This is a genomic window from Halalkalibacter flavus (assembly GCF_036663575.1).
Lineage (GTDB): Bacteria > Bacillota > Bacilli > Bacillales > Bacillaceae_D > Halalkalibacter > Halalkalibacter flavus.
The window spans coordinates 19,563-45,041 of the sequence record NZ_JAWRVK010000020.1; the positions used below are offsets into that span (position 1 = coordinate 19,563).

Annotated in this window: 20 protein-coding genes; 12 read left to right on the plus strand and 8 right to left on the minus strand. The window is 37.7% G+C overall.

The window, feature by feature from the left end; all coding sequences use genetic code 11:
* Positions 1-39: 39 nt before the first annotated feature.
* From hppD to SAY88_RS14205, 6 genes are all read left to right on the plus strand, one after another.
* Positions 40-1,161 carry a 4-hydroxyphenylpyruvate dioxygenase gene (gene hppD, locus SAY88_RS14180; protein WP_332632461.1) on the plus strand — a complete coding sequence of 374 codons (1,122 nt, stop codon included), beginning with the start codon at positions 40-42 and terminating at the stop codon, positions 1,159-1,161.
* Positions 1,162-1,204: 43 nt separating this feature from the next.
* Positions 1,205-2,161 carry a hypothetical protein gene (locus tag SAY88_RS14185; protein WP_332632462.1) on the plus strand — a complete coding sequence of 319 codons (957 nt, stop codon included), beginning with the start codon at positions 1,205-1,207 and terminating at the stop codon, positions 2,159-2,161.
* Positions 2,162-2,186: 25 nt separating this feature from the next.
* Complete coding sequence (gene fahA / locus SAY88_RS14190) at positions 2,187-3,446, plus strand: fumarylacetoacetase (RefSeq protein ID WP_332632520.1); 1,260 nt, start codon at positions 2,187-2,189, stop codon at positions 3,444-3,446.
* A gap of 46 nt (positions 3,447-3,492) precedes the next feature.
* Positions 3,493-4,644 carry a homogentisate 1,2-dioxygenase gene (locus SAY88_RS14195; protein ID WP_332632463.1) on the plus strand — a complete coding sequence of 384 codons (1,152 nt, stop codon included), beginning with the start codon at positions 3,493-3,495 and terminating at the stop codon, positions 4,642-4,644.
* 348 nt (positions 4,645-4,992) lie between these two features.
* Positions 4,993-6,417 (plus strand): Na+/H+ antiporter NhaC, encoded by a 1,425-nt coding sequence (gene nhaC / locus SAY88_RS14200; protein ID WP_332632464.1) that lies wholly within the window; start codon positions 4,993-4,995, stop codon positions 6,415-6,417.
* A gap of 37 nt (positions 6,418-6,454) precedes the next feature.
* Positions 6,455-6,763: a YerC/YecD family TrpR-related protein gene (locus SAY88_RS14205; RefSeq protein ID WP_332632465.1), complete on the plus strand. Its 309-nt coding sequence runs from the start codon at positions 6,455-6,457 to the stop codon at positions 6,761-6,763.
* 453 nt (positions 6,764-7,216) lie between these two features.
* Here SAY88_RS14205 and SAY88_RS14210 read toward each other — a convergent pair whose 3' ends face one another.
* The gene (locus tag SAY88_RS14210; RefSeq protein WP_332632466.1) at positions 7,217-7,759 is read right to left on the minus strand and encodes a TQO small subunit DoxD; all 543 of its coding nucleotides are present in this window, start codon (positions 7,757-7,759) and stop codon (positions 7,217-7,219) included.
* 301 nt (positions 7,760-8,060) lie between these two features.
* Here SAY88_RS14210 and SAY88_RS14215 point away from each other — a divergent pair, with 301 nt between their 5' ends.
* From SAY88_RS14215 to SAY88_RS14225, 3 genes are all read left to right on the plus strand, one after another.
* Entirely contained in the window at positions 8,061-9,062 is a 1,002-nt protein-coding gene (locus SAY88_RS14215; RefSeq protein WP_332632467.1) for a DUF3231 family protein, read from the plus strand.
* A gap of 287 nt (positions 9,063-9,349) precedes the next feature.
* Positions 9,350-10,738 carry a YjiH family protein gene (locus tag SAY88_RS14220; protein ID WP_332632468.1) on the plus strand — a complete coding sequence of 463 codons (1,389 nt, stop codon included), beginning with the start codon at positions 9,350-9,352 and terminating at the stop codon, positions 10,736-10,738.
* 165 nt (positions 10,739-10,903) lie between these two features.
* Positions 10,904-12,091 (plus strand): aminotransferase-like domain-containing protein, encoded by a 1,188-nt coding sequence (locus SAY88_RS14225; RefSeq protein ID WP_332632469.1) that lies wholly within the window; start codon positions 10,904-10,906, stop codon positions 12,089-12,091.
* 147 nt (positions 12,092-12,238) lie between these two features.
* On the opposite strand, the gene SAY88_RS14230 is transcribed toward SAY88_RS14225, so the two are convergent.
* Entirely contained in the window at positions 12,239-12,655 is a 417-nt protein-coding gene (locus tag SAY88_RS14230; RefSeq protein WP_332632470.1) for a CBO0543 family protein, read from the minus strand.
* 364 nt (positions 12,656-13,019) lie between these two features.
* Between SAY88_RS14230 and hprK the strand changes: the two genes are divergently transcribed.
* Entirely contained in the window at positions 13,020-13,955 is a 936-nt protein-coding gene (hprK, locus tag SAY88_RS14235; RefSeq protein WP_332632471.1) for an HPr(Ser) kinase/phosphatase, read from the plus strand.
* A 165-nt stretch (positions 13,956-14,120) separates the two neighbouring features.
* On the opposite strand, the gene alr is transcribed toward hprK, so the two are convergent.
* From alr to SAY88_RS14250, 3 genes are all read right to left on the minus strand, one after another.
* Complete coding sequence (gene alr / locus SAY88_RS14240; protein WP_332632472.1) at positions 14,121-15,284, minus strand: alanine racemase; 1,164 nt, start codon at positions 15,282-15,284, stop codon at positions 14,121-14,123.
* A gap of 85 nt (positions 15,285-15,369) precedes the next feature.
* Positions 15,370-16,506 carry an alanine dehydrogenase gene (ald, locus tag SAY88_RS14245; RefSeq protein ID WP_332632473.1) on the minus strand — a complete coding sequence of 379 codons (1,137 nt, stop codon included), beginning with the start codon at positions 16,504-16,506 and terminating at the stop codon, positions 15,370-15,372.
* Between the two features lie 130 nt (positions 16,507-16,636).
* Positions 16,637-17,878, minus strand: a complete 1,242-nt coding sequence (locus tag SAY88_RS14250) for a PucR family transcriptional regulator (protein ID WP_332632474.1) — start codon at positions 17,876-17,878, stop codon at positions 16,637-16,639.
* A 177-nt stretch (positions 17,879-18,055) separates the two neighbouring features.
* On the opposite strand from SAY88_RS14250, the gene SAY88_RS14255 reads away from it, so the two are divergent.
* A complete protein-coding gene (locus tag SAY88_RS14255; RefSeq protein WP_332632475.1) occupies positions 18,056-19,477 on the plus strand; it encodes an alanine/glycine:cation symporter family protein in 1,422 nt (473 codons plus the stop codon).
* Positions 19,478-19,792: 315 nt separating this feature from the next.
* Here SAY88_RS14255 and SAY88_RS14260 read toward each other — a convergent pair whose 3' ends face one another.
* The 3 genes from SAY88_RS14260 to SAY88_RS14270 all read right to left on the minus strand — a co-directional run bounded on the left by SAY88_RS14260 (position 19,793) and on the right by SAY88_RS14270 (position 23,711).
* The gene (locus tag SAY88_RS14260) at positions 19,793-20,710 is read right to left on the minus strand and encodes a nuclease-related domain-containing protein (RefSeq protein WP_332632476.1); all 918 of its coding nucleotides are present in this window, start codon (positions 20,708-20,710) and stop codon (positions 19,793-19,795) included.
* A gap of 131 nt (positions 20,711-20,841) precedes the next feature.
* Positions 20,842-22,269: an NAD(P)/FAD-dependent oxidoreductase gene (locus SAY88_RS14265; protein ID WP_332632477.1), complete on the minus strand. Its 1,428-nt coding sequence runs from the start codon at positions 22,267-22,269 to the stop codon at positions 20,842-20,844.
* 374 nt (positions 22,270-22,643) lie between these two features.
* Positions 22,644-23,711, minus strand: coding sequence for a sulfite oxidase (locus SAY88_RS14270; RefSeq protein WP_332632478.1), 1,068 nt, complete (start codon positions 23,709-23,711; stop codon positions 22,644-22,646).
* A gap of 249 nt (positions 23,712-23,960) precedes the next feature.
* On the opposite strand from SAY88_RS14270, the gene rlmN reads away from it, so the two are divergent.
* Positions 23,961-25,022 carry a dual-specificity RNA methyltransferase RlmN gene (gene rlmN, locus SAY88_RS14275; RefSeq protein ID WP_332632479.1) on the plus strand — a complete coding sequence of 354 codons (1,062 nt, stop codon included), beginning with the start codon at positions 23,961-23,963 and terminating at the stop codon, positions 25,020-25,022.
* Positions 25,023-25,479 lie beyond the last annotated feature (457 nt).

The window sequence follows — 25,479 nt, forward strand, 5'->3', positions numbered from 1 at the left end:
TTTTACAGATCCAAACTTCAATTCAAGGGGGACCTAACAATGGCCAAAGATGTAACGGAATTAAATAACCACACAAAGAAGGATGTTTTTCCAGTAGAAAGTTTTCATCACTTGGAGCTCTACGTTGGCAATGCGAAACAGTCTGCTTTTTATTTCTGTCATGCATTTGGATTTGAGATAAAGGCATATCGTGGACTTGAAACAGGAAGCCGCGACCGTGTTTCCTATGTACTTGAACAAGGAGCCATTCGTCTTGTTGTTACAGGTTCATTGACAGATCAAACGGATGTTTCATCTTTTGTGAAGCTGCATGGTGAAGGGGCAAAGGATATCGGTTTAAAGGTATCAAATGTGGAAGAAGCCTATTATGGAGCAGTTGAACGTGGGGGGATTCCGATTCGAGAGCCTTGGACAGAAAGTGATGAGAATGGTTCGGTGAAAAAAGCGGTTATCGGTACATACGGAGATGTTATTCATACGTTAATCGAAACTCAAGATTATCAAGGATGTTTCTTACCAGGTTATCAATTATATGAGGGACCGAATACCTCTTTGTCAATAGGACTTGTAGGAATTGACCATGTTGTAGGAAATGTTGAAAGTATGGACGAGTGGACTACATATTATGAGAAGGTTTTTGGTTTTAGTGTACTAAGACATTTTGATGATGAAGATATTTCAACAGAATATTCAGCATTGATGTCCAAAGTTATGACAAGTGGGACTGGTCGTATCAAATTCCCAATTAATGAGCCTGCTGAAGGAAAACGAAAGTCACAAATTCAGGAGTACTTAGATTTTTATAACGGGCCTGGTGTACAGCATCTAGCTATTCTGACAAATGACATTATTACAACGGTAAGATCGTTACGTGAAAATGGCGTTGAGTTTCTTGAAACACCGAATACGTATTACGAAGACTTAGTTGCTCGGGTTGGTGACATTGATGAAGATGTTAAGAAACTGCAAGAACTTAATATTTTAGTAGATCGTGATGATGAAGGTTATTTACTTCAAATTTTCACTAAACCAATTGTTGACCGTCCAACGTTATTTATTGAAATTATTCAACGTAAAGGTGCAAGAGGCTTCGGAGAAGGGAACTTTAAAGCATTGTTTGAATCAATTGAACGTGAGCAAGAGCGAAGAGGGAATATTTAATTTGAGATAACTTTAAACAAATAAGGAAGAAAGGAGTGTCGAAGTGAGTAAAAATTGCTTCAAATCTAGTAATGTAGCATATTTATCTAATTTAATTGATTATGCTGGATTATTTCCACCTGCACAACTGCCTTTAGAGAGGGCAATACAAAATTACGCAACTTATAAATCTTATGAAGATTCATGGATGTTAGGACGTTTTGTCATACCTGCAACTAGATTAGATGAACTTGATTCTTATGTATCTTTATTCTCAGTAGAAAAGAGGTTGAATATTTCGGCTATCGGTGGGCGAAGTATGGGATTCGATGATTGTCTTCATGGTCTAGAAGTAGACTTGAGGAAACTAGCTAATTTTTGTGCAAAGCATGGAGAGGCTGTTGGGATTGATGTGTTTGAGATGCCACTTCCTTCTATCTTACCTAACCAGAAGTTACTTGAGGAGATTGCAACAGAAACAGCTAACTATAACCTGCAAACTTTCTGTGAAATGACGATGCCTCTAGGTGAAGAGTGGGAGGAGAATATGCTCAAAACTCTTGATGAAATCGCTCAATATAACCTAAAGAATGGACCTGTGCTGGGTGTGAAGCTTCGCACAGGTGGTGTTACAGCCGATGCATTTCCAACTCCGGAGCAGGTGGCGGCTGTCCTAGTTGGCTGCAGTGAACGAAGCATTCCTCAGAAGTTTACAGCAGGGTTGCATCATCCTATTCGGATGTATCGTGAAGAAGTCAAAACAAAGATGCATGGGTTTTTAAATGTATTTACAGCAGGTATGTTAGCGCGGATTCACAAATTGGATAAAGCTACTATAGCAAAAGTTTTAGCAGATGAAGAAGCTTCGAATTTCACTTTTACTAATAAAGGGTTTACGTGGAGGGACATGAAAGTTCAAGATTCAGACATAGAACAACTTCGCCGGAAGGCACTTTGCTCCTATGGAAGCTGCAGCTTCGATGAACCACGTGAAGATCTTAGAACACTACAATTAATTTAAAAATGGAAAGGGCTGTTGAGAATTGATGAAGTCTTTTATTAACGTCGATCCAGAATCTCACTTTCCGATCCAAAACATACCCTATGGTGTATTTAGGCCGTTAAATGGGGGAGCGCCTCGAGTCGGAGTGGCAATAGGTGAGTATGTGTTGGATCTGTCTGTGATAGAGTCAGCTGGTTTTTTTAAAAAAGTAGGGATTGAGGAAGATGGGATCTTCAATCAACCTTCACTTAATAAATTTATGGGACTTGGAAGCAAAGTATGGAAAATGGTGAGAGGGGAAGTTCAACAGCTTCTCATGGAGGATGAGCCGACTTTACGTGATAATGCACCCCTTCGTAAAAAAGCTATTATTAGCTTAAATGACGTCGAGTTATTATTACCGGCACAAATCGGCGACTATACGGACTTCTATGCATCAAGAGAACATGCTACAAATGTCGGAACGATGTTTAGAGGAAAAGAAAATGCACTGATGCCGAATTGGACCTATTTACCAGTAGGATACCATGGGAGAGCAAGTTCAGTCGTGATTAGTGGTACGGATGTACACCGACCAAAAGGACAAATGAAACCAGCTGGTGAAGAAAATCCTATTTTCGGACCGACCAAACAACTCGATATTGAGTTAGAAATGGGTTGGTTCATTGGACCTGGGAATGAACAAGGCAAACCGATTGCCATTGCAGATGCTGAAGATCAAATCTTTGGACTAGTATTGGTAAATGACTGGAGTGCCCGCGATATTCAGGCTTGGGAGTATCAGCCACTTGGGCCATTTTTGTCTAAAAGTTTTGCAACATCAATATCGCCATGGGTTATCCCTCTTGATGCGCTTGAACCATTCCGAGTAGAAGGACCGAAACAGAATCCAACTCCATTACCATATCTTCAAAAAGAGGGAGCGAGCTCGTTTGATATTAATCTTGAAGTCTATTTAAAGGGAAAAAGGATGGAAAAGGCACAAAAACTTGTCTCTACAAATTTCAGCTATCTCTACTGGAGTATGGCCCAGCAAATTAGTCACCATACAATCGCTGGATGTAACCTACAGCCAGGAGATTTACACGCATCTGGAACAATAAGCGGACCTGAGAAAGAACAACGTGGCAGCTTATTAGAGTTGACTTGGCGAGGAGCGGAACCAATTCAATTGGAAAATGGCGAACAACGAGTATGGGTTGAAGACGAGGATGTATTAACGATAACTGGTTGGTGCCAAGGAGATGGATATCGAATAGGATTTGGAGAAGTAACGGGTCGAATCCTTCCAGCAGTGGACTAACATAAGTTTAGGTTGTATGTATCAATCATTTAAGGAGGGTAAACGAATGCCATTTTATAAACAAATGGGGGAGATCCCTAATAAAAGACATACCGTTTTTCATAAAGAGGATGGGTCATTATTTCGTGAACAAGTGATGGGGACGAAAGGATTTTCTGGAATACAATCGATTTTGTACCACCACAATCCGCCTACAAGTATTGTTAAATCAGAATTGCTAGAGGATTGCAGAATTCAATATGAGGAACAAAGTGACTTAGCTCCACGTCATTTACATTCTCATCAATATAATGAATCAACAGATGCGGTTTCAGGAAGGCAATATTTACTTGGAAACGAAGATGTCCTCATTGGTGTTGTGAATCCTACAAAACAAATGGATTACTTCTATCGAAATGGTGATGGCGATGAAGTGTTATTTGTACATTACGGGTCAGGTAAGGTTGAATCGACATTTGGAACCTTACCGTATAAACCTGGTGATTATATTGTTATTCCAATCGGGACGATTTATCGAGTAGTCCCAGACGAAGGTGAAACGAAATTTCTAGTGATAGAAACGAATAGTTGGATCACAACACCAAAGCGTTATCGGAATGTCCATGGCCAATTACTTGAACATAGTCCGTTTTGCGAAAGGGATTTCCATGGGCCAGAAAAGCTAGAGACACATGTCGATAGCAATGAATACATGGTAAAAACAAAATCAAGAGGATTTATGCATTTACATACGTTTGGTCATCATCCGTTAGATGTTGTTGGATGGGACGGCTATCTCTTCCCTTATACATTTAATATAGCTGATTTTGAACCAATTACTGGGCGAATTCACATGCCACCACCAATTCACCAAACGTTTGAGGCTAATAATTTTGTTATCTGTTCATTTGTGCCTAGAATGTATGATTATCATCCAGAGGCGATACCCGCTCCATATTACCATAGTAATGTCGATAGCGATGAAGTTCTTTACTATGTAAAGGGGAATTTTATGAGTCGAAAAGGTGTAGGAGAAGGTTCAGTTACATTGCATCCTTCTGGAATTCCGCATGGTCCTCATCCAGGAACAATTGAAGCAAGCATCGGAAAGAAGGAGACGATTGAGTTAGCGGTGATGATTGATACATTCAGGCCACTAAGAGTTGTAAAACAAGCACATCAATATGAGGATAAAGATTATAAGTTTAGTTGGAAATAAAAGGAGAAAAGTACAATTGAGTTTGTATTATTTAAGGTATTGAGTTCTTCCTATAATGAACGCAGGGGCTTATGGATGTAAGAAATCCAGTTGGCCCTTGCGTTCTATAAAGTTAATCCATTGATTTCACTTTCTTCCTTTTAAATTATTGTAGAATACCTTCTATACAAACTGCTGAGTATCACCTATAATGGATGATATTGCAAGAAAGAAAAATCAAATTGGTCTGAAATTGTATTTCAATACAAGAAAGCTTATTTGTACTTCAAAACAACCAATAACAGTGGCTTTATTTTGGGTTGTTTATTTTTGATAGCGTTTACAATAAATTTATTTTGGAGGAATAATATGACGAATCGTACCCCTTCTTTTTTCATGTCTGTTCTGTTGATAATCTTTATTACGTTTATACTAGGTGTTAGCATTTTGTACTATCAGGTTGCACCACAGATTCCGATTGTCATTGCTGCTACTGTAGTAGCATTGTATGGCTATATTCTCGGATATAGATGGAAAGCGCTAGAAGGAGCAATGGTTAAAGGAATCTCGGCTGGTCTTCCTTCGATACTAATTTTATGCATAATTGGTATTGTAATAGGGGTATGGGCAATGAACGGTACGGTACCAACAATGGCTTATTATGGGCTCCAATTTTTATCACCACAGTATTTTCTTGTTTCATCGGTTATTCTTTGTGTAATTGTCTCAGTAATGACTGGTAGCTCATGGAGTGCTATTAGTACAATGGGTGTTGCACTAATGGGTGTTGCCTACGGAATGGATATTTCACCGGCGATGACAGCTGGGGCAATTGTATGTGGTGCGATATTTGGAGATAAAATTTCTCCACTTTCAGACACAACCAATCTTGCTTCAGCGATAGCAAAAGTAGATGTATTTGAGCACATTCGTTATATGTTATGGACAACAGTCCCAGCTCTGATCATTACACTGGTAATTTTTACGTTTATTGGTCTTGACTCACGATTCGTCAATCCTAATATTAGCCAAATTGAAGAAATGACTCATGCATTGAGTGAGCAGTTTCCTCTTACAGTGATAACCCTACTTTCTCCGCTTGCGATCATTGTTTTGGCTTTGAAAAAAGTACCATCTATACCAACATTAATGTGTAGTTTATTTATTGCGGTCATCACAGGATTGTTTACAGTACCTGATGCTTCAATTGGTGATTTAATGGTAACGGCTCACTTTGGTTTTGCAGCTGAAACAGGCGTTGACGCAATTGACAATTTATTATCACTCGGTGGTTTGTCAAGCATGATGTTCGGTGTGTCGATTATTTTGGTAGCGCTTGCATTTGGTGGACTCTTTCAGTTAATTGGGTTTCATCAAGTTATCATTGAAGGAATCGCCAGCTTTTTAAAACGGAAAGGGAATGTTATTTTGACGACTGTTTTATCTTGTATTGGTGTTAATGCTATCATTGGGGAATTATATTTATCCATTGTGCTACCTGGACAAATGCTAGAATCGTCATATAAAAAAGCAGGACTACATCCGAAAAATTTATCAAGAACGCTTGAAGATGCTGGTACAGTGGTTCATCCACTGATTCCTTGGGGTGTAACAGGGGCATTTATAATGTCTACATTAAATATTGGTGTTGAATACGTATTATTTTGTTTTATGTGTTTCATTACACCTATCATTGCAATCATTTATGGGTACACTCGCTTTTTAACGGCTCTTCCAGACAAAGAAATAGCTGAAACTTACGAAGAACTAGGAAACAACAAAATGTCACTTTAACTGTTTCGTTTTTTAAAGATAGAATGGGGGAATCGGTATGAAAATAGATAAAGAAAAGGCGAATAGAGAGCAGTTTTTTAAGGCACTGCTCTCACTAAATACAGTTGAAGAGTGCGTTGACTTTTTTGACGATTTAGCGACTGTGAGGGAGTTAGAGGCATTTATGCAACGGTTTCAAGTAGCAGAAAGGCTTCTAAACGGAGAAACGTATGAAGAGATTGAATTAGAAACGAATGCTCGGTCGAGTATGGTATCACGCGTGAAAAGATGTTTAGAAAAAGAACAAAGCGGCTTAAAAAAGATTTTGGAACGGTTGGCTGAAGCTCGGAATATGGAAAAGCCCTAAACATGTCGTAATTGATAATTTTTCAATAGACTATATGCGATTGGTAATAACAGATAAACTGTAAGCAAGGGGGTGTCTCAAAGGCCTGATTTTGACCTTTTGAGACACCCCCTAAGCAATGAACGGAGTGGGCTTCTCCTCTTCAAGGCGCATACTGAACGGGACTTTGGGACAGTCTTTTGTTTTTTACAAAAGTTATGGTGCCTATGAAATAATACCCTAACTAAGATACATTGCCTTAAGCCTTATTATAAATAGCACAATGCTGATAAAATGAAGTGAAAGTGATTTTTTATGCAATTGTTATGAGCTATTAGTGAGATTAATAAGTAAGGAGTCATAGTATTGAAGATTACTAGAATTTTATTATATGGTTTTCTACTCGCAAATATTTTTGGGTTACTTTATTGGATTACTATAATGTTATTAGACATTTTTAATTCATAATACGATCTAGGAGTTACTAAATAAACTTTCTTTTTTAGATGGTGGAGAGTCGTTTTGTCTTATATTGTTTAAATTAACAGAGAAAAAAGTATATAAATTAAAATATTTATCGAGACTGAAGTGATATATATATCTTCTGAAAATAATTAATGAAAATGCATTTGTATAAAGAAAAAGACTGATTACATTTATATTTCCAGAAAGGATAAAGTTAATGTGCATAAAGAGACAAACAAGAATAGAAGGTATGGTGAATAAACCTACTATAAGAAATATACCTAGCATAATTTGAGTAATTGGTATGACATAGTTGAAAATCAACACTTGCTCTAAAACTACATTCTCTACGAAAATTTTATAAAAGGTCGGGACATTAGGATTTTGTAATGAATCCAGCAGATACTCACTCAAAAATACCCCTGGTTCTTTATACCATGAATTTTCGATAAGCTTAGTTACCCCTGCTAATAACCAACCTACTCCAAAAAGAACACGCATTAAAACGATTAGAGATGGAATCGCTCCTCCTACAACCTTAAAAAACCTCATTTATTACTCCTCCTTGTTCCGTTGTTTGCTTAGATCATTTATTTTGCCTAAGGGAAACTTTTTAGGTGAAAAAATTTGCTTAACGTTTATTGTAGAGTTTGTTAATTGAATTATATGCCTTATACGTTAAAATGTTTCCTTTGTGTTAAAAAGTTTACCAAATGCAAAAAGTAATGTAAATAACTATTTCCATAAATCTGAGGTGGAATGAATAAATGAATTCAACAACAATACATAATTTGTTTTGTTTGGTAAATAATAATTATGTGATTGCAGTTAAAGTAATGGAGTGAGGAAATCGATGGAAAACAACCAACATATAGGTATGACCTCAATAGAAATTGGTGCCTTGTGGAGTGCATATTTTTCAGAAACTACAACCAAGTGCATGATTATTCATTTTTTAGAGAACGTCGAGGATCCAGATATTGAATCACTTTTAATAAATGCATTAAATATCTGTAACAAACGTATTCCTAAGATTAAAGAATTGCTTTCAAAAGAGAATGTGCCTATTCCTCAAGGATTTACTGATAAGGATGTGTATTCAGAAGCACCACGTCTTTTTTCTGATCCCTTTTACCTCTATTATATTTGGTTTATGAGTAGTATGGAATTACAAGCTCATTCATTATCAATGGCATTGTGTGCCAGATCAGATGTGAACGATTTTTATCGAGAAGTTTTAAATGGTTCTGCTGATACAGACACGAAGTCGCGAGAATTAGCTTTAAAAAAGGGGTACTTTATTCGTGCACCATACATTCCGACTCCACAAAAAATAGACTTTGTAAAAAAGAAAAGTTTCTTAACGGGGTGGTTTGGCGAACGAAGGCCTTTACATGCACTGGAAATAACTCATTTATTTAAAAATACAATGACAAATACAATAGGTCATACATTAATAACAGGATTCAGCCAAGTAACCAAATCAAAAGACATTCGTAATTTATTTGTAAGAGGAAAGGAAATTGCAGCTAAGCATTCCAACATATTTACTTCAATCTTAAAAGAAGAAGAACTTTCTTCTTTTGAATCTTGGGCTGCATATGTAACTGATTCAACTAATCCACCATTTTCTGAGAAGTTGATGTTATATCATATTACTGCATTAAATTCAGTAGGTATAGGTAACTATGGAGTATCTATGTCAGCTAGTTCAAGAAGAGACCTAGGGACTCATTACACACGTTTAATGGGAGAAGTAGCACTGTTTACAGATGATGCAGCAAACCTTATGATTGAAAAAGGTTGGCTGGAACAACCTCCGCAAGCAGCAAATCGAGATGAATTAGCAAGATAATTTATAAATAGTTATCAATGAGAAGAAATTTAATTTAAGTATATAAAAACAACAAAAATCACGGAGACCAGGATAACCAGGTCTCTGTGATTTTTAGTTTTCCAGGGCCTTTGGGACAACTCCTTATTTTTCCTTGCAAATATATAGAAACGTTTATTGCTTTTCCTACATAATTAATTTTCCAATCTGGAAAATACCATTGCATAATTATACATATTGATGATATATTACTTATTATCTAAAAAAAGCAATGTTATGAGAAATAGAACAAATGGGAGAGAACATATATGGAAGTTGGAAAAATACAAAAGGTAGAGGAATTTAGTAAGAAAAAAGAGTTTACAGCAAAACAATATATGAAGTTTTGGCTACCTTCATTAATTGGAGTGTTACTATTTCTCGTGCCTATTTCTGTAAATGACAAGGTGACTATCGGATTAGGAGTGTTAGCAGATGCCTTGCAGGGTGCCATAGCTGATTATATTCCTTTGTTTATGACAATCATACTTTTCTTATCGGCTGTTGGTAGTTTTGTAGTAAAACTTACAAAAATTGAAGCTATTAATAAAAGTATATTTTTAAGTAGTTTATTTGATATTACACCATTCTGGGTAACCTTGAGGTGTATTGGGGCGGTATTTGCTGTTGTTACATTAAATGAAATAGGTCCTGAATTCATTTGGTCAAGCTTCACTGGTGGGGTTGTTCTCTATGACTTAATACCAGTATTAATGGTTTGGTTCTTATTTGCTTGTTTATTTATGCCGCTATTGCTTCAGTTTGGGTTGATGGATTTTATCGGAACATTGGTACGTAAAATCATGTTTCCTTTATTTAAATTGCCTGGACGTTCATCTGTTGATGCATTAGCATCTTGGATGGGAAGTGGGACAGTTGGAGTTTTATTAACGACACAACAATATGAATCTGGTTATTATACAAAGCGGGAAGCTTCTGTTGTTGCAACGAACTTTTCCATTGCATCAATTGCCTTTAGCCTTGTTATCGCGAAGTTTTTAAACATTGATCATATGTTCATTCAATTTTACTTTACAGTCATTGTCACGGGGATCATAGCTGCTGTTATTTGCCCAAGAATTCCACCGCTTTCGCTTAAAAAGGACGTGTATTACGAGCCGGTAGGGAAACAAATTGATGAAGTAGTTCCTGAAGGGGTATCTAGTTTCCGCTGGGGAGTCCTGCAAGCTGTTGAAAAAGCGAGTCAAGTGAAGAGCTATCGCAGTGTTGTAAAAAGCGGGGTCCAAAATGTTATTGATATTTGGTTCGCTTTAATTCCATTAGTTATGGCACTAGGGACGATTGCCCTTATTATTGCGGAGTTTACTCCTATTTTTACTTATTTATCTTATCCTTTTGTTCCATTCCTTCAATTATTGCAAATTCCTGAAGCGCATGCCGCAGCACCAGCTATGATTGTTGGTTTTGCAGATATGTTTTTACCAGCTGTAATTGGAAGTGGGATTGAATCAGAATTAACACGTTTTATAATAGGTGTTATGTCTTTAACACAGTTAATTTACATGTCTGAAATTGGAATTTTATTACTAAAATCGAAAATCCCACTTTCATTTGTTCAATTATTTATTATCTTTTTGCAAAGAACGATTATTACGTTACCAGTTGCTGCAGGAATGGCACATTTTTTATTCTTCTAAAAATAGGGGAATGCCATACTACTGGTTATCAATTTGAACTGTTATAACATTTTAGTTTAATATAGTGAGAAAGCATTGGTGGACACCAATGCTTTCTGCTTGTACATAAAAATACTTTGTTCTGAATATGTCATATGGAAAATCAACGGAAAGGTGAATGATAAAGTGAATATCGAATCTTTTTTTTCTGAAAATATAAAAGCAGCTCTTAAGAATGATCCACCTGGTGAGTGGATGCCAACCTTGCCAGGCAATTGTATCCGTCTAAGCTCGGGTTATCCAGCACCTCATCTTGTCCCTGTTCGGCAGCTTAAGGAAGCTGTGGTCAACCTTCTTAAAGAAGAGCAAGATCTGCCTCTTCATTATTTAGGTAGTCCTAAAATGGCAAAGCTTACGGACCAGATTCAAAAAAGATCCGTAGAACGTGGGATGAGTGTGTCAAAAGATGAACTTTTAATTACGTCTGGTGCCTGTCAGGCGATTGATCTCATTGCTCGTATTCTCATTGATGATCAAACATTCGTAGCAATTGAATCGCCAACATATATGGAGGCGTTAGAAGTATTTCAAAACTATACGGAGCATTTTATCAGTATTCCAGTTGATGAGCATGGACTTCAAACGGAACGATTTGAAGAAGTACTAGAAGAAAGAAAAAGGAAAGGTCTCAGTCTTCCGCGTTTTTTATATACTATCCCAACATTTCAAAATCCAACAGGTACGACGATGACAGAAGAGCGAAGAAAGCATGTTTTAGAGCTTGCGTCTAAATATAATTTCCTTATTTTAGAGGATGATGCATACGGAGAATTATACTTTGATGAGCATTCGACCCCATTAAAAGCAATGGATAGGGAAGACCGTGTTCTTTACGTCGGTTCTTTGTCTAAAGTAGTTGCACCAGGTATGCGAATTGGATGGGTAGCAGCAGCACCTGAGTTCATTAAGGCTATAGCTTGGTTTAAAAAGGATTTGGATCATCCGTTTGTTCAAGCAACAATGGCTTCCTATCTGGATCGTATTGATTTGAAAGACCGACTCAACATGTTGCGAGACACGTATCAAGAGAAATGTAACGTGTTAATTTCTGCACTGAAACAATACTTGCCCAAATCAGTTTCTTGGTATGTTCCAAAGGGAGGTTACTTTGTGTGGGTCAAAATTGCAGGTGTTGATACGTCGGAATTGCTAGTTCATGCGCTAAAAGAGGGTGTCTCATATGTTCCTGGTAAGTACTTTTTCCTAAATCAACAAGATGGAACGGAATATCTTCGTCTTTCTTTTAGTTATGCAGATGAAAGTGAAATTGTTGAAGGGATTCAAAAGTTGGGTGAAGTTATAGATAGGACCTAGGTTTTTAGTGGAGATTATGTTTTTTCAGTGAAAACAGAGTAAGAATTCAAGAGTGAGTAGTGGTGTGTTTACTCAGGACTTGTGAAGAGGCACTCTCAAAAAAGTTGTGCACCTGTTTGAGATGCCTTGTGAAGTTAGATTTAGTCTCTAATAAATATCAACTGTATTGATTCCTGTCTTATGGGTTTCAGTACGGTTTCTTTTTTTATCTAAAAAGCGAACTCCTGCAATAAACAAGCGAACGATCCAAAATGTAAAAGAAAGAACAGCGACAGTATAATACCCGTTCCAACCTTTTCTAAATTCGACAAGCTTTGTGTTTTTTTCAATGATGTTTTCTGTAAGAGCCATTGGTACACTGAAAAGAAAAACGCTTAAAAAGGTTTTTAATGGCTTCATTTTATAAGTAAATTGGTTGTACATAACACATGATAAAGGAAACAAAATGTAAAGAAATACAATATTAGAATCGAAAAGTTTAGGTAAATATCGTTCTGGGTATATTACGTATTTTCTTTTAATAACGGGGCCATCAATTAAAGTAGAAACCAATGTTTTAAACAAATAAATGAGAAGTCAGTCTTTAAAGTTGTCTTTTCGACGGAGCAATATAGAACAACCTGATATACCTAATATGGTTATGATATGTAATATGATTCGATCTTTCATATAATCGCCTCCTTGTTAGTAAGGTGCTCTTTCGAAGGTGACTTATTCCAATCGGACCGTATTTTTTCTTTTTTGTTGATGCGATGAGCTGTTGGGTTCATCCTAATAATTCCTTACTTGTTTTTTTATATAGTTACCTAAATTGGGCTTAAATATTTTGGGAGTTACACTAAACAAGTTAAAATGATAAGTAAGGTATAATTAAATTTATAAAAAGTTAAAAGTTATACTACTGTGTACGATACGGAGGAGTTTAATAGTGAGAAGCGTTACAGTCGAGGACCTAGTTAAGAAGTTTTCGTTAAAAGTGTTAGCAGGTGAAGATCAGTTACAGAAAACAATTACTCAATCACATGCTCATCGTCCTGGCTTGGAATTTGTCGGTCATTTTGATTTTTTCCCGACGGAACGAGTTCAAATATTAGGGAGAAAAGAAATAAATTATTTGCATAAGTTAAGCCATGAGGAACGAAAAATTAGGATTGGAAATATCGTCCATTACCATCCGCCGTGTTTTATCGTGACAGCTGGTGAAGAAGGACTTACATATTTAACTCATTACTGTATAGAAGAGGGCATCCCTTTGTTAGTGACAAATAAAGTAGAAACAACATCTGAATTTATTATTATGTTGGATGCATACTTGCTAAAGAATTTGGCGCCTGAAATGTCAATCCACGGGGTTTGTTTGAATGTGTTTGGTGTTGGGATATTACTTCGAGGTCAGTCTGGAATAGGGAAGAGTGAAATTGCACACACATTAATTGGTCGTGGACATCGTCTTGTTGCTGATGATGTCGTCGTTTTAAGAAAGCTTAGTCCACGAACACTTTTAGGAACCCATGATGAAAAAACAAAGGAGTTTTTGGCTCTTCGTAGTATCGGTTTATTAAATGTCGTCAGGATGTATGGACGTAAGGTATTTCAAGATGAAACAAGAATTACACTAGATATTAACTTAACGAAATGGCAAAAAGATTCGTTGAATAATGAGTTGGAGCAAGATGCTGCCTTTACCGACTATATGGGGGTCAAGGTTCCTTCCATTGAAATCCAACTTCAGCCTGGACGTGACGTAGCAGGGCTTATTGAAGCTGCAGCTAACAACTGGTACTTAAGGCAGCAAGGGTATAGTGCTGCAGAGGAGTTTATGAGCAGGATTGAAGCAGACTTGTCGAATAAAGGGAAGGAATGAAACCTTTTGCCTACCAGTCTCCGAGCGGTGGACGAGTGGGAATGAAGAAGCAATGTGCAGAGCCGCTTCTTTTTTGAAAAGCCTGCTATGAGCGGGTTTCTCATAGCAGGCGCGCAGCATGCGGTACCTAATCGAGGCACTGAAAAAGGTTGGTTTGTACCTTTTTCAGTGGCTTCGGTGAGTAACAAACGGCGTCATTACCAGCTCTATTCCGGATTTTGGACATCCCTCTTCATAATACCTAGGTACACGTTTACTAATCGAACAAACCACCTCATAATTAATTGTTCCGGTTACTTCAGCCATTTCATCGATTGAAAACTCAACATTATCTCCAATCTGAACATCAGCTAGATCAGTTACATCAATCATTGTTTGATCCATGCAGACTCGTCCGACAATTTGAGCTATTTGTCCATTAACTATAGCAAAGCCTTTATTAGAAAGGGCTCGCGATAATCCATCAGCATAGCCTATAGGCAAAGTAGCAATGGTGCAATTAGCTGGCAGTGTATACGTACGACCGTAACTAATTGAAGAGCCTTCATGAAGCTTTCGTAATGAAACAATACTTGAGTAAAGCCGCATCGCTTGCTTTAGTTTCAGCGGCATCTTAAGAGATACATCTGGTTTTAGTCCGTAGAGGCTTATGCCAACACGAACCATGTCAAGGTGTTTATCCTTATGAAAAAGAGTTCCAGCGCTATTGCAACAATGTTTTATTGGTACGAACATTCCCTTGTCTTCTAGTGCATGAATGAAAGTAGTGAACCTCTCAAATTGTTGATCGGTATATGTAGAGGCAGGGGAGTCTGCTTCGGCAAAGTGAGTAAATAGGCCTTCAACTTCGATATTGTGATGAAAGAGTGGTGTAGCGAGGTCGCGCAATTCTTCTGTCGTTTGAACACCTACTCGTCCCATTCCTGTTTCTACTTTGATATGAACCTTTATGGGGGTTTGCTCTAAGGCGGCAAGTTCTATTAATGCGTCCCGTACTTCAACTGAGAAGACGGTTACAGAAATGTTGTTTCTGACGGCTTCTTTCAGAGCTTCTGGTGCAGTATAACCTAATACAAGTATCGGTGTCTCAATTCCTGCGTTTCGAAGCTCAAGTGCTTCATCTAAAATGGCTACACCTAAGTAGGTTGCACCGCCGCGTAAGGCTGCTTTTGCTGCTTCAATGGCTCCATGACCATAACCTTCACCTTTGACGACAGCCATAAGCTTGCAATCAGGAGTTTGTAACCAATCTTTAAATGATGCTGCGTTTTCTTCAATTGCCTCTAATGAGATTTGGGCATATGTAGTTCGATAGCTGCTTACTTTCATTTTGTAAAACTCCTATAGTTTGATAGACCCTCTCCAACTAAGCTTGGAGAGGGTGAGAATTAACTTTATCTGTATAATATATATGTTATGCTAAAACTGTTTCGCCTTTACGAAGTGCATCCTCCACAGAGACAAGTTCATAGTCGAGGTCACGAGCTACAGCATTATATGTTACATGCCCATTTGCAACGTTTACTCCAAGGGCTAGTGCTTTGTTCTCGGCTACAGCTTGTGCTACGCCTTTGTTAGCAATTTGCAATGCATAAGGAATGGTTACGTTTGTCAAACCGATAGTTGAGGTGCGTGGAACGGCACCAGGCATATTGGCTACTGCATAATGAACGACACCATGCTTTGTGTACGTTGGATTATCATGAGTTGTAATTTGATCAGCTGTTTCAATAATTCCACCTTGGTCAACTGCTACGTCAACAACAACAGCACCAGGTGCCATAGATTTGATCATTTCCTCTGTTACAAGTTTAGGTGCTTTTGCCCCAGGAATTAGGACAGCGCCGATGACAAGGTCAGATTCCTTCACTGCTTCTGCGATATTTAGTGGGTTAGACATTAATGTTTGAATGTCATTACCAAACTGATCATCAAGTTGACGAAGACGATCTGCACTTAGATCGATGATAGTAACATCAGCACCAAGTCCAATGGCAATCTTTGCAGCATTCGTTCCAACTACACCGCCACCGATAATCGTAACTTTTCCACGTTTCACTCCTGGTACTCCAGATAAAAGAATGCCTTTTCCGCCTTTAGGCTTCTCTAGGAATTGAGCGCCAATTTGTGATGCCATACGACCGGCTACCTCACTCATTGGCGTAAGTAACGGAAGAGTGCGGTTTACTTCAACTGTTTCATATGCGATTGCAATTACACCACTGTCAACAAGTGCTTGAGCAAGTTCTGGCTCAGCAGCTAAGTGTAAGTATGTGAATAAAATAAGGCCTTTGCGGAAGTAGCCATACTCTGAGCTTAATGGTTCTTTCACTTTCATGACCATATCTGCTTTCGCCCATACATCTTGTGCTTCTTCTATAATGGTTGCACCAGCTGCGGTATAATCAGCATCTTCAAAGCCACTGCCAATTCCAGCACTCTTCTCAATTAAAATTTCATGCCCGCTTTTTGTTAGTGCTACGACACCAGCTGGAGTGATCGCTACACGATTTTCATTATTTTTAATTTCCTTTGGAATACCAATAATCATTATGTCGTCCTCCTCAGAAGGGATTTATGTTTGCTATACCGCTAGTATAAATCCCAGTGAGAAAGAGCGCATTGTGTGCAACACCAAAAAATGAAAGCGTTTATTTGTTGGTTTTAACAAATCGTTATAGTTAGCTAGTAATCGTTGTTCTTATAAGTTTTATGTCTAAGTAGAGTCCAAGTTTTTGTACAGGGTCCTTTAATTGAATCGATGTAATGTCTTGAATTCTTTTTAGACGGTACGTTAATGTGTTGACATGACAGTGAAGAGATTTAGCCGCTTCGTTCATATTGCCATCCTTATTTAAGATTACTTCTAACGTTTCTAGTAAGTTTGAACGATTTTCTAAGTCATAGTTTTGAAGCTTTTGGATCGCTGGACTTACAGGGAAGCGGCGAATTTCCTCTGTTTTTTTCAGTATATCAATGTAGCGGAACACGCCTAGTTCATGGTAAAAGGTCACATTAGAGAGCTCATTTGGGAATGCTTGTTTAAAAGCAATCACTTTGGCTGCTTCATCATAACTTCTCTTAATTGAGTTGTAATTTTCATACATATATCCACACCCTGATTGGAGATCGGTAATTCCGAATCGGTCTTTAACTTGGGCCTTGAATGTATGAATAAAATCAAATGCATCATTAATTTCATTTTTCAGTGAGGTAGGCGAGAACAGGAAGATTAGTTGATTTTCATCAAGTGTTTCAATGAGAATATTTACTTTTTGGATCGTTTTAGCAGTATAGACTACCTTCTTATAAAGTTCTCGATCCATTGAATCAAAGGTAAATAGCATCATACCTAATGGCTTATTCAAGTGTAAGCCAATGTTTGATAGTTGGCTTGCAATGGTTTGATGACTTTTTATATCCCCAGTAATGATTTGCCAAAGCAGTTCTTGGTGACTTTTTTCTTTTTTCTTCTTTTGGAGATTTAGTTGGAGCAGTTGGTTCTTTGCTTTGCTAGCTATAAGCTTTAAGTCAGCAAGGTCTTGTTCGTTTAATGTACATCCAACTTCCAGCACCCAAATATAACCGAGTACCTCTTGATTTTGACGAATGGAAATAGCAACCCGATTTCCTAGGCCTATCTCACCAATCTCAGGAATGACGAGTGGTTCATCACTTTGATTAAGAGTAGGAATGACACCTTCTTTCCAAAAGCGATGAATAACCCGCTCAGGGACACGCCGGCCGATGATTGTTGAAATTCTTGCGGCATCAGTCCCTTCATCATGAGAACTGTAGGCAAGGAGATGATGATTCGCATCTTCAATTGTCACAGGACATAAGTAACGTTCGCTAATAGCATCAACAAACTCCTCTAATGAATCAAATGGACGATAAAACATCTGTCTGTTTTCGCCGTTCATATATATATAAACACCTCTTCCAATTATTAAAAAATCTCAATTTGTTTGTTTGAGAAATACAAATAAAACGCTTACATTTTGTAAAAATTCACAAACATAAACGATCCTTATTATGTTAGGATAGCATAAGTGGCATAACCACAGCAATTGAAAGCGTTATCTTGCGGGAGGGGTTTTATGGATATCTTAGAAATACTAGGGAGGATCAATAACGTATTGTGGGGGCCGCCCAGTTTAATTTTGTTATTTGGGACAGGCTTATTTTTAACAATTGCTTTAAAAGGATTACAATTTCGCAGACTTATCTATGCTTTTAAAATTGGTTTTAGTAAAGAAGATAGTAAAGATGCAGTCGCAGAAGGAGATGTAAGTCATTTTAAGGCGCTTATGACAGCACTTGCTGCCACAATTGGTAACGGAAATATTGCCGGAGTAGCAACTGCAATCACGCTTGGTGGACCTGGTGCAATTTTCTGGATGTGGATTGTTGGTTTGCTAGGTATGGCGACAAAGTATGGTGAGGCATTGCTTGCTGTTAAATACCGTGTGAAAAATGAGAATGGTGAATATTCGAGTGGTCCAATGTATTACATTGAGCGAGGACTCGGTCGAAAGTTTAAAGGACTTGCTATTGCGTTTGCATTATTCGGTGCGTTTGCCGCGTTAGGAATAGGGAATAGTGTACAATCGAACACGATTGCTGATGTAACAAGCAACAGTTTTGGTATGCCAAACTGGGTAACTGGTGTCATTTTAGTCTTACTTGTTAGTTTTATTATTTTTGGTGGAATCCAACGAATTAGTGCTGTTGCTAGTTTTTTTGTTCCGATTATGGCTTTCCTTTACATTGGTGGAGCACTTTTAATTCTTATTTTAAATTATGATATGATCTTCCCGGCATTTGAACTTATTTTCTATTATGCTTTTAATCCTGTTGCTGCTGCGGGTGGTTTCTTAGGTGTCGTTGTATCAGAAGCTATTCGTAACGGTGTTGCTCGTGGTATCTTCTCAAATGAAGCAGGTTTAGGTACAGCGGCACTGATTGCAGGTAACGCACGTGCGGATCATCCTGTTAAACAAGCTCTTGTAGCAATGACAGGTACGTTTATCGTAACAATTGTTGTTTGTACGATGACTGGTTTAACGCTTCTTATTACAGGTTTCTGGGATCCTTCAGGCGGTATGCTTTCTGGTGTCACCCATGATGCAACTCTTGAAGGGGGAGCATTGACAAGTGCAGCATTCGGATCGGTTCTTGGTGTAGTAGGGGAATACATTGTTTCCTTCTCCGTTATTTTCTTCGGGTTCTCAACCATTGTTGGTTGGTACGTTTATGGAGAGAAGTGTTTTGAGTATTTAGTTGGTTCAAGAGGAATTGCAGGCTATCGTCTTGTTTACATTGGAGCTTGTGGTGTTGGAACAATAGCTAATCTTGCAACGGTTTGGGCATTTGCAGACATGGCTAATGCATTAATGATGATTCCAAACTTAGTCGCTCTTCTACTTCTGTGGAAAGTGATTGTGGCTGAAACAAATGATTACTTTAATAATTTCTATGAAAATGCGAAAGTTGCTTCTGTAGAGAGAAAGATTGGTTAGTTCTTTGTAAAGTGGTTTTGCTAGTGTTGGAGGTCTCTATTATGAACGGATAATATTGATATAATATATGGAAGAAGCATCTCGACTATTGGTTGAGGTGCTTTTTGTCTGAGGAATTAATGAGGAAAGTTTAGGTGGAGATAAAAATCTAATCTATGAGGCAGGAGGAAGAGCTAGGGGAGGAGGGACCCTGAAATCAAGAGTCCGAAGAAGCTAGGGCCCCAGAAGAGGGGGCAGGGACCTTAAAATCAAGAGTTCGAGGAAGCTAGGGTCCCAGAAGAGGATGTGCGCCCACTCACCGCTTAAAAGTTTCAATCATAATCTAACATAATGAGATGAAGAGCTATGTCCGATTTGTTTATAGTTTTGAGATAGAATCTTTCGGATGGTTTTTTTGGATTTTATGATACTACACCATTCATGGATTATGTTAGTTGTTACTTTTCTTTTTGGAAACAGGAAGATGAATTCTTCGATATTTCGTAAGAGGGCATTATGATAGTTTTCGCTGCTTCCACATTTATTACATTTTAATGTTTTTTTATTTGGAAATGAGGAATAGAACGATAGGCAGAGAGGACAGTAAATACCTTTTTTAAGAGTATCAAATTGATAGTGTGGTAAGCGGGTGTAGGGAGATTCTGTTAAATGGAGAGACAGTAATTGTTTAGCTAACTTTATATGTGTATCTGTTAATAACGAAGAGGAGTATTTTTCCAATTTTTGAGAAAAACGATGTAATTGTGTTGAAAAGACAAGGGGGAGATTAAGAGGTGTTTGGTATAGCTGAAATTCAGGGTTTACGAAGATAAGGTATGTTTCAATGGGAAAGGTAAACGTAAGTTCTTCAAGTAACCTTCGAAATATTGATTCTGTTCTTCTAATTTGAAGCAAGGGATCTTTTATTTCGGTATTTGATAATGAAAACCATCTACCTCCTTCAATATAAAAGTCACCTTCGTAATTTTTTATTTCAAAGAGATAAATTGTATTTGAGGTGATTAGTAGAGAATCAATTTGAAAAATTGTGTTGTTATGTTCTAGAAGTATATCATGTAGAATAATCTTATTTTTTAAATGAGGCTCCAACCATTTATCGAACTGCTGCTCTCCTTTGTAGCCTTTTTCTAAATTGAGGTAGTAATGGTGGTTTTTTGCATCGAGCTTCATGCGAATATGTAAGGACCTCAATATCTTTAATTCTGGTGTCTCATACCGATGCTTCATTATCATAGTTTTTCCTCCAAATAAACATATAGCTGGATCAATGATTCAATCAAATTGACTGTTCTGATAGTCTGAAACAGAGGTATGTCTTAAAAGGCCGAAAACGAACTTTTGGGACATACCTGTTCGTAGCGATATTACGAATTTACTTTTTTGTCTATCCATTCACCGACAAATTCCACCTCATTGTACTCAAAGAAATCTTTTAATATCTCATCTCGATCATCAAGGAATAACTGATCGGCGACAGCAGCAACAAGTTTTGGTACACCGAACCTCATCCCAGACAGGGCGGATGCTGAAATACCACAGCTGATTAAGGCAGAATAATTAAATGAAAATAATCCATGCAAATATTTTTCTCCTTGTTCGTCACGGCTTAAAAAGGAAAAACCAGGGCTCAAATAAGGGTGTGCATCAAGTATAGGATTTGCTAGGTGTTCGGGAGCGTGGTAGCGATCACCCCAGCGAGCAATATGATGTTCTACAAGCTTCAGCTCTGGACGTAATGCTGGGTCTGTGAGTAGACCTGTACTAATAATGAGAAAGTCAAAAGTGAATGAACTATGAGGTGTGGTGACAATAGCCCTGTTACCATCGGTCTCTACGTTTACCCATGGTGAATCTAAGTGCAGATGAAAGCCGTCCCAAGATGATGCTCGATCAAATGTGTCGTTAGTGGGAGGTTGGTTGTGTTTAAAAAAGTGAGCAATAGCAGCGTACTTATCGGCGTCTTCTAAAGCGTGGAATCGTTCAATCATACCCGACCCTTCCATTTGTCGGATTGGGTTGATTCGTGGTAGCTCTTTTCGGCGGACGAAGACGTGTGCTTCTGCTACTGCTTCTGACAATGCAAAATTGGCATTGTCAAAGGCGGATGCTCCGCCACCTAAAATAGCAACTTTTTTCCCTTTCAGTGATTCAAAATCGATTGTCTCTGAAGTGTGAGCATAAAGGTGTTTCGGTAAGGAATCTGAAACCGTCGGTGGAACATGCCACTCGCCACCACCTTGAATTCCAGTTGCGAGAATGACTTTGCGAGCTAATAGTTCCTCTTTTGGTGCACCAGAGCCTTTAATATGAAGTCGGTGAAGACCTTGTTCAATTGGTTCAATTAGTTTTAATTTCACTTCATTTATAACAGGTAAGTTAAGCACTTTTCGATACCAACGTAAATATTTCATCCATTCGCCTCGTGGGATCTTATCGACTGCTTCCCAAGCTTCTTGACCAAATTGTGCTTCCCACCAACAACGGAATGTAAGAGAGGGAATACCAAGGTCTACCGATGTTAGATGTTTTGGTGTGCGTAACGTTACCATGCGTGCATACGTTTCCCATGGTCCTTCTAAGCCTTCTGGATTCTCATCTATAACAAGAATGTTAGACACTCTCTCACGCAATAGACCAAATGCTGTTGCTAAGCCGCTTTGCCCGCCGCCAACGATAACAACATCGTAAACATGACCTTTTGGGTGTGTAAGTGGGCGCACCCAATTATCTCCGCCAAACGCTAAGTGAGATAGATCTGTTTTTACTCGTTTATTTAAAGCTTCTAAGCTCATCTGGCTTCATTCCTTTCGAGGGAAGTTTACTAAATAACTGGTTGCACTATATAAAAATAGGTTAGAGTTTAATACTTTATATATTCATATCTTAGTCATAACTCTCGCTTATTTCATTATTCGAGTTATCTAAATTTAAACTTGTGAATTGGTTAAAATATCTCATGGGATAAAATAATTTTTTCTGAATGGAAATTAAAAATAACTTGAAGTCGAATGATTACTTACGAAACCTTTGTGAACGGCGCTTTCCGAGGAGTAGATCTATTACTATGCCTTAGTTAAGGTGTTGTCAGATGATTATACATAGTAGTTTCTTATAGAGGTCTGAATAACAGAATAGGGGTGCTCCAAAAGGGACACCCCCTATTCTGTTATTCAATTTTAACTTGGACTTTATCAATCGCATGATACCCATATCCTTTTCCGTTCCAAAACGGTTCAAACGGTTGGGTTCGACCAGATGTATCAGTTGCTTTAGACATGATTGTGTATTCTCCGGGTTGGAACACTGACCACTCATATGTCCAAGAAATCCAACCGTAATTTCCATAAGATGGTTCAAGTTCGGCCTCAAGCCACGTTACCCCTTGATCCATGCTTAGCTCGACCTTTGCTATTTCACCAGCACCTGTCCATGCGATTCCATTCACTAAATGAGTTCCTGTGTTCATGATATCCATATTAACGGGCTGTTGTATCGTGGAATTAACATTCATAATCGTAACAGGGTAGGCATCTGAATCGTTTTCTTTATTAGGGTAATAAACATAATCAACAGACTGGTAGGGTCCCTTAAACTCGGAACTAATTAAGCTGATTTGTTTGATCCACTTAACAGAAGCCATGCCGTACCAATTGGGGACGATCAGTCTTAACGGATACCCGTGTTTAAAAGGGATGGGTTGGCTATTATATTCATAAGCAATAATCGTATCAGGATCTAACGCTTTATCTAATGGTAAGCTTCTCGAATACGAATATTCATTATTTTTATCCGTTCGTTTTCCTTTATCGTAGCCTTCAATTAAAACCTCTTTTGCATTTGAATTGATACCGGTTGCTTCAAGCAGAGTAGTAAGGGAAACACCGGTCCAGTAACCTTGGCTTATTGCTCCCTTTTCCCATTGCTCTCCAAATATTTTTGGTTCAAATAGACTTCGTTTGTTTCCAGCACATTCCAAGACAACTTTGATTGTTTTTGATGGAAGCTTAGCAATCTCCTGTAACGAAAATACTTTTGGTGTTCGGACTAAGCCATTTATAGGTAACCAATAATTTGAGTACGTTAGTGTTGGGTAGGAGAAATGGTTTCTATTAAAAAACAAATGAGAGGGTATGATGTCTGTGTTCAGAAATGAGATCGGTGTTTCTTTGTTTTCTGGTTGTAATCCACGAGTCGAAAGCGTAGGTTCATTTAGACGATCTTGAGGATTTGACATGATTACCTCCTATCTAAAAATGGTTCGTATCTATACCTATGCAACAAGTTAAATAAATATTGTGAATACGGTCACTTTAGTTATTTATTCCTCCTTCATGCATAGGTTCAATTCATGATAAAATAACGTTTAGCACTTTTAACGAACTTTTGTAATGGGAAACATAGGAAAGGCAGAAACGTTTGCTTGCATTGTTTTCTTTCAGTAGAATAAGAATGAATGTTAAACGCAGTGAAAAGAGGGTAACGAATGAATAAAGAGTCCATCTATGGATTAACGTTTGAACAATTGTCTACATGGTTATTAGAACATGGACACAAAAAAGGGCGTGCCTCTCAAGTATGGGAGTGGCTATATAGAAAACGGGTAACATCCTTCATTGATATGGTGGATGTGAATAAGGATCTTCTTACATTATTAGAGAAGAATTATTCGATACAAACATTAACTGAGCATACAAAACAAGAATCAGCGGATGGGACGATTAAGTTTCTTTTAAAGTTAAGTGATGGCAATTTAATTGAAACAGTTTTAATGCGTCATAAGTATGGTTTGTCGGTTTGTGTTACAACACAAGTAGGCTGTAATATTGGCTGTAGTTTTTGTGCGAGTGGTTTGTTGAAAAAGGATCGTGACTTATCCAGTGGCGAGGTTGTTGAACAGATTATGAAGGTTCAACTGCACCTTGATCAAGTTGGTGAAGGGGAGAGGGTCAGTCATATCGTTGTTATGGGAATTGGTGAGCCATTTGACAATTTTGAGAATATGGTCGACTTTTTGGAGATTGTAAAAGATCAAAAAGGTCTCGAAATTGGTCCAAGGCATATTACCGTATCAACAAGTGGTCTAGCTGATAAAATTTACGAGTTTACTGATTTGAAACTGCAAGTGAACTTAGCGATTTCACTGCATGCTCCAAATAATGAATTGCGAACTCGGATTATGAAAATAAACCGTGCGATTCCACTTGAGAAGTTAATGCCAGCCATTGATTACTATATAGAAAAGTCAAACCGTCGAATTACGATAGAGTATATTTTATTAAAAGATGTCAACGATCAGAAGGAACATGCGCTTGAGTTGGCCCAATTGCTTGGAGACCGCCGAGTTTATGTGAACTTGATTCCGTATAACCCGGTTGATGAGCATAGCCAGTATCAAAGAAGTGAAGAACGTAAGGTACTAGCTTTTTATGATACATTAAAGAAAAAAGGAATTACATGTGGAATTCGGATTGAACATGGAACAGATATTGATGCTGCCTGTGGACAATTACGAAGCAAGCAGATGAAGGAACCTCAAACTAAATAAATGGGGAAGCACAATGGATGTTGTTTTATATCTGTTGTGCTTTTTTTGTGTCGAAAAATCGGGTTTAAAATTCTCACCTATAGTTATTATTGTAGAAACACAAAAATTAGATAAAATGCTTTTTGGGAATATTAATTAAAATATCTTTTTCATGGCTTTGTGAATTTTGATGTTTTAGGATGTCTCAAAAAAGAGTATTGTTATCGGTGTTTGTATAGGTTTTTTAGAGGAATAAATCTAAATTTGTCGAAACCTTTTAAAAAATATAACAAAATAAAATTTTCAGGGAATAATTTTTTACAAATGTGAAATAGTATAGTAGTTTTGTACATGGCAATTTTCTTGCTTCGCAAAAGCTAAGTTAGACAGGTTTTTTTCTAATTCGAAATAAGGTGGAAATACATATATCATTTTTCTTACGTCTATGTCATGGCGTAATCAGCCACCTACTCTATTT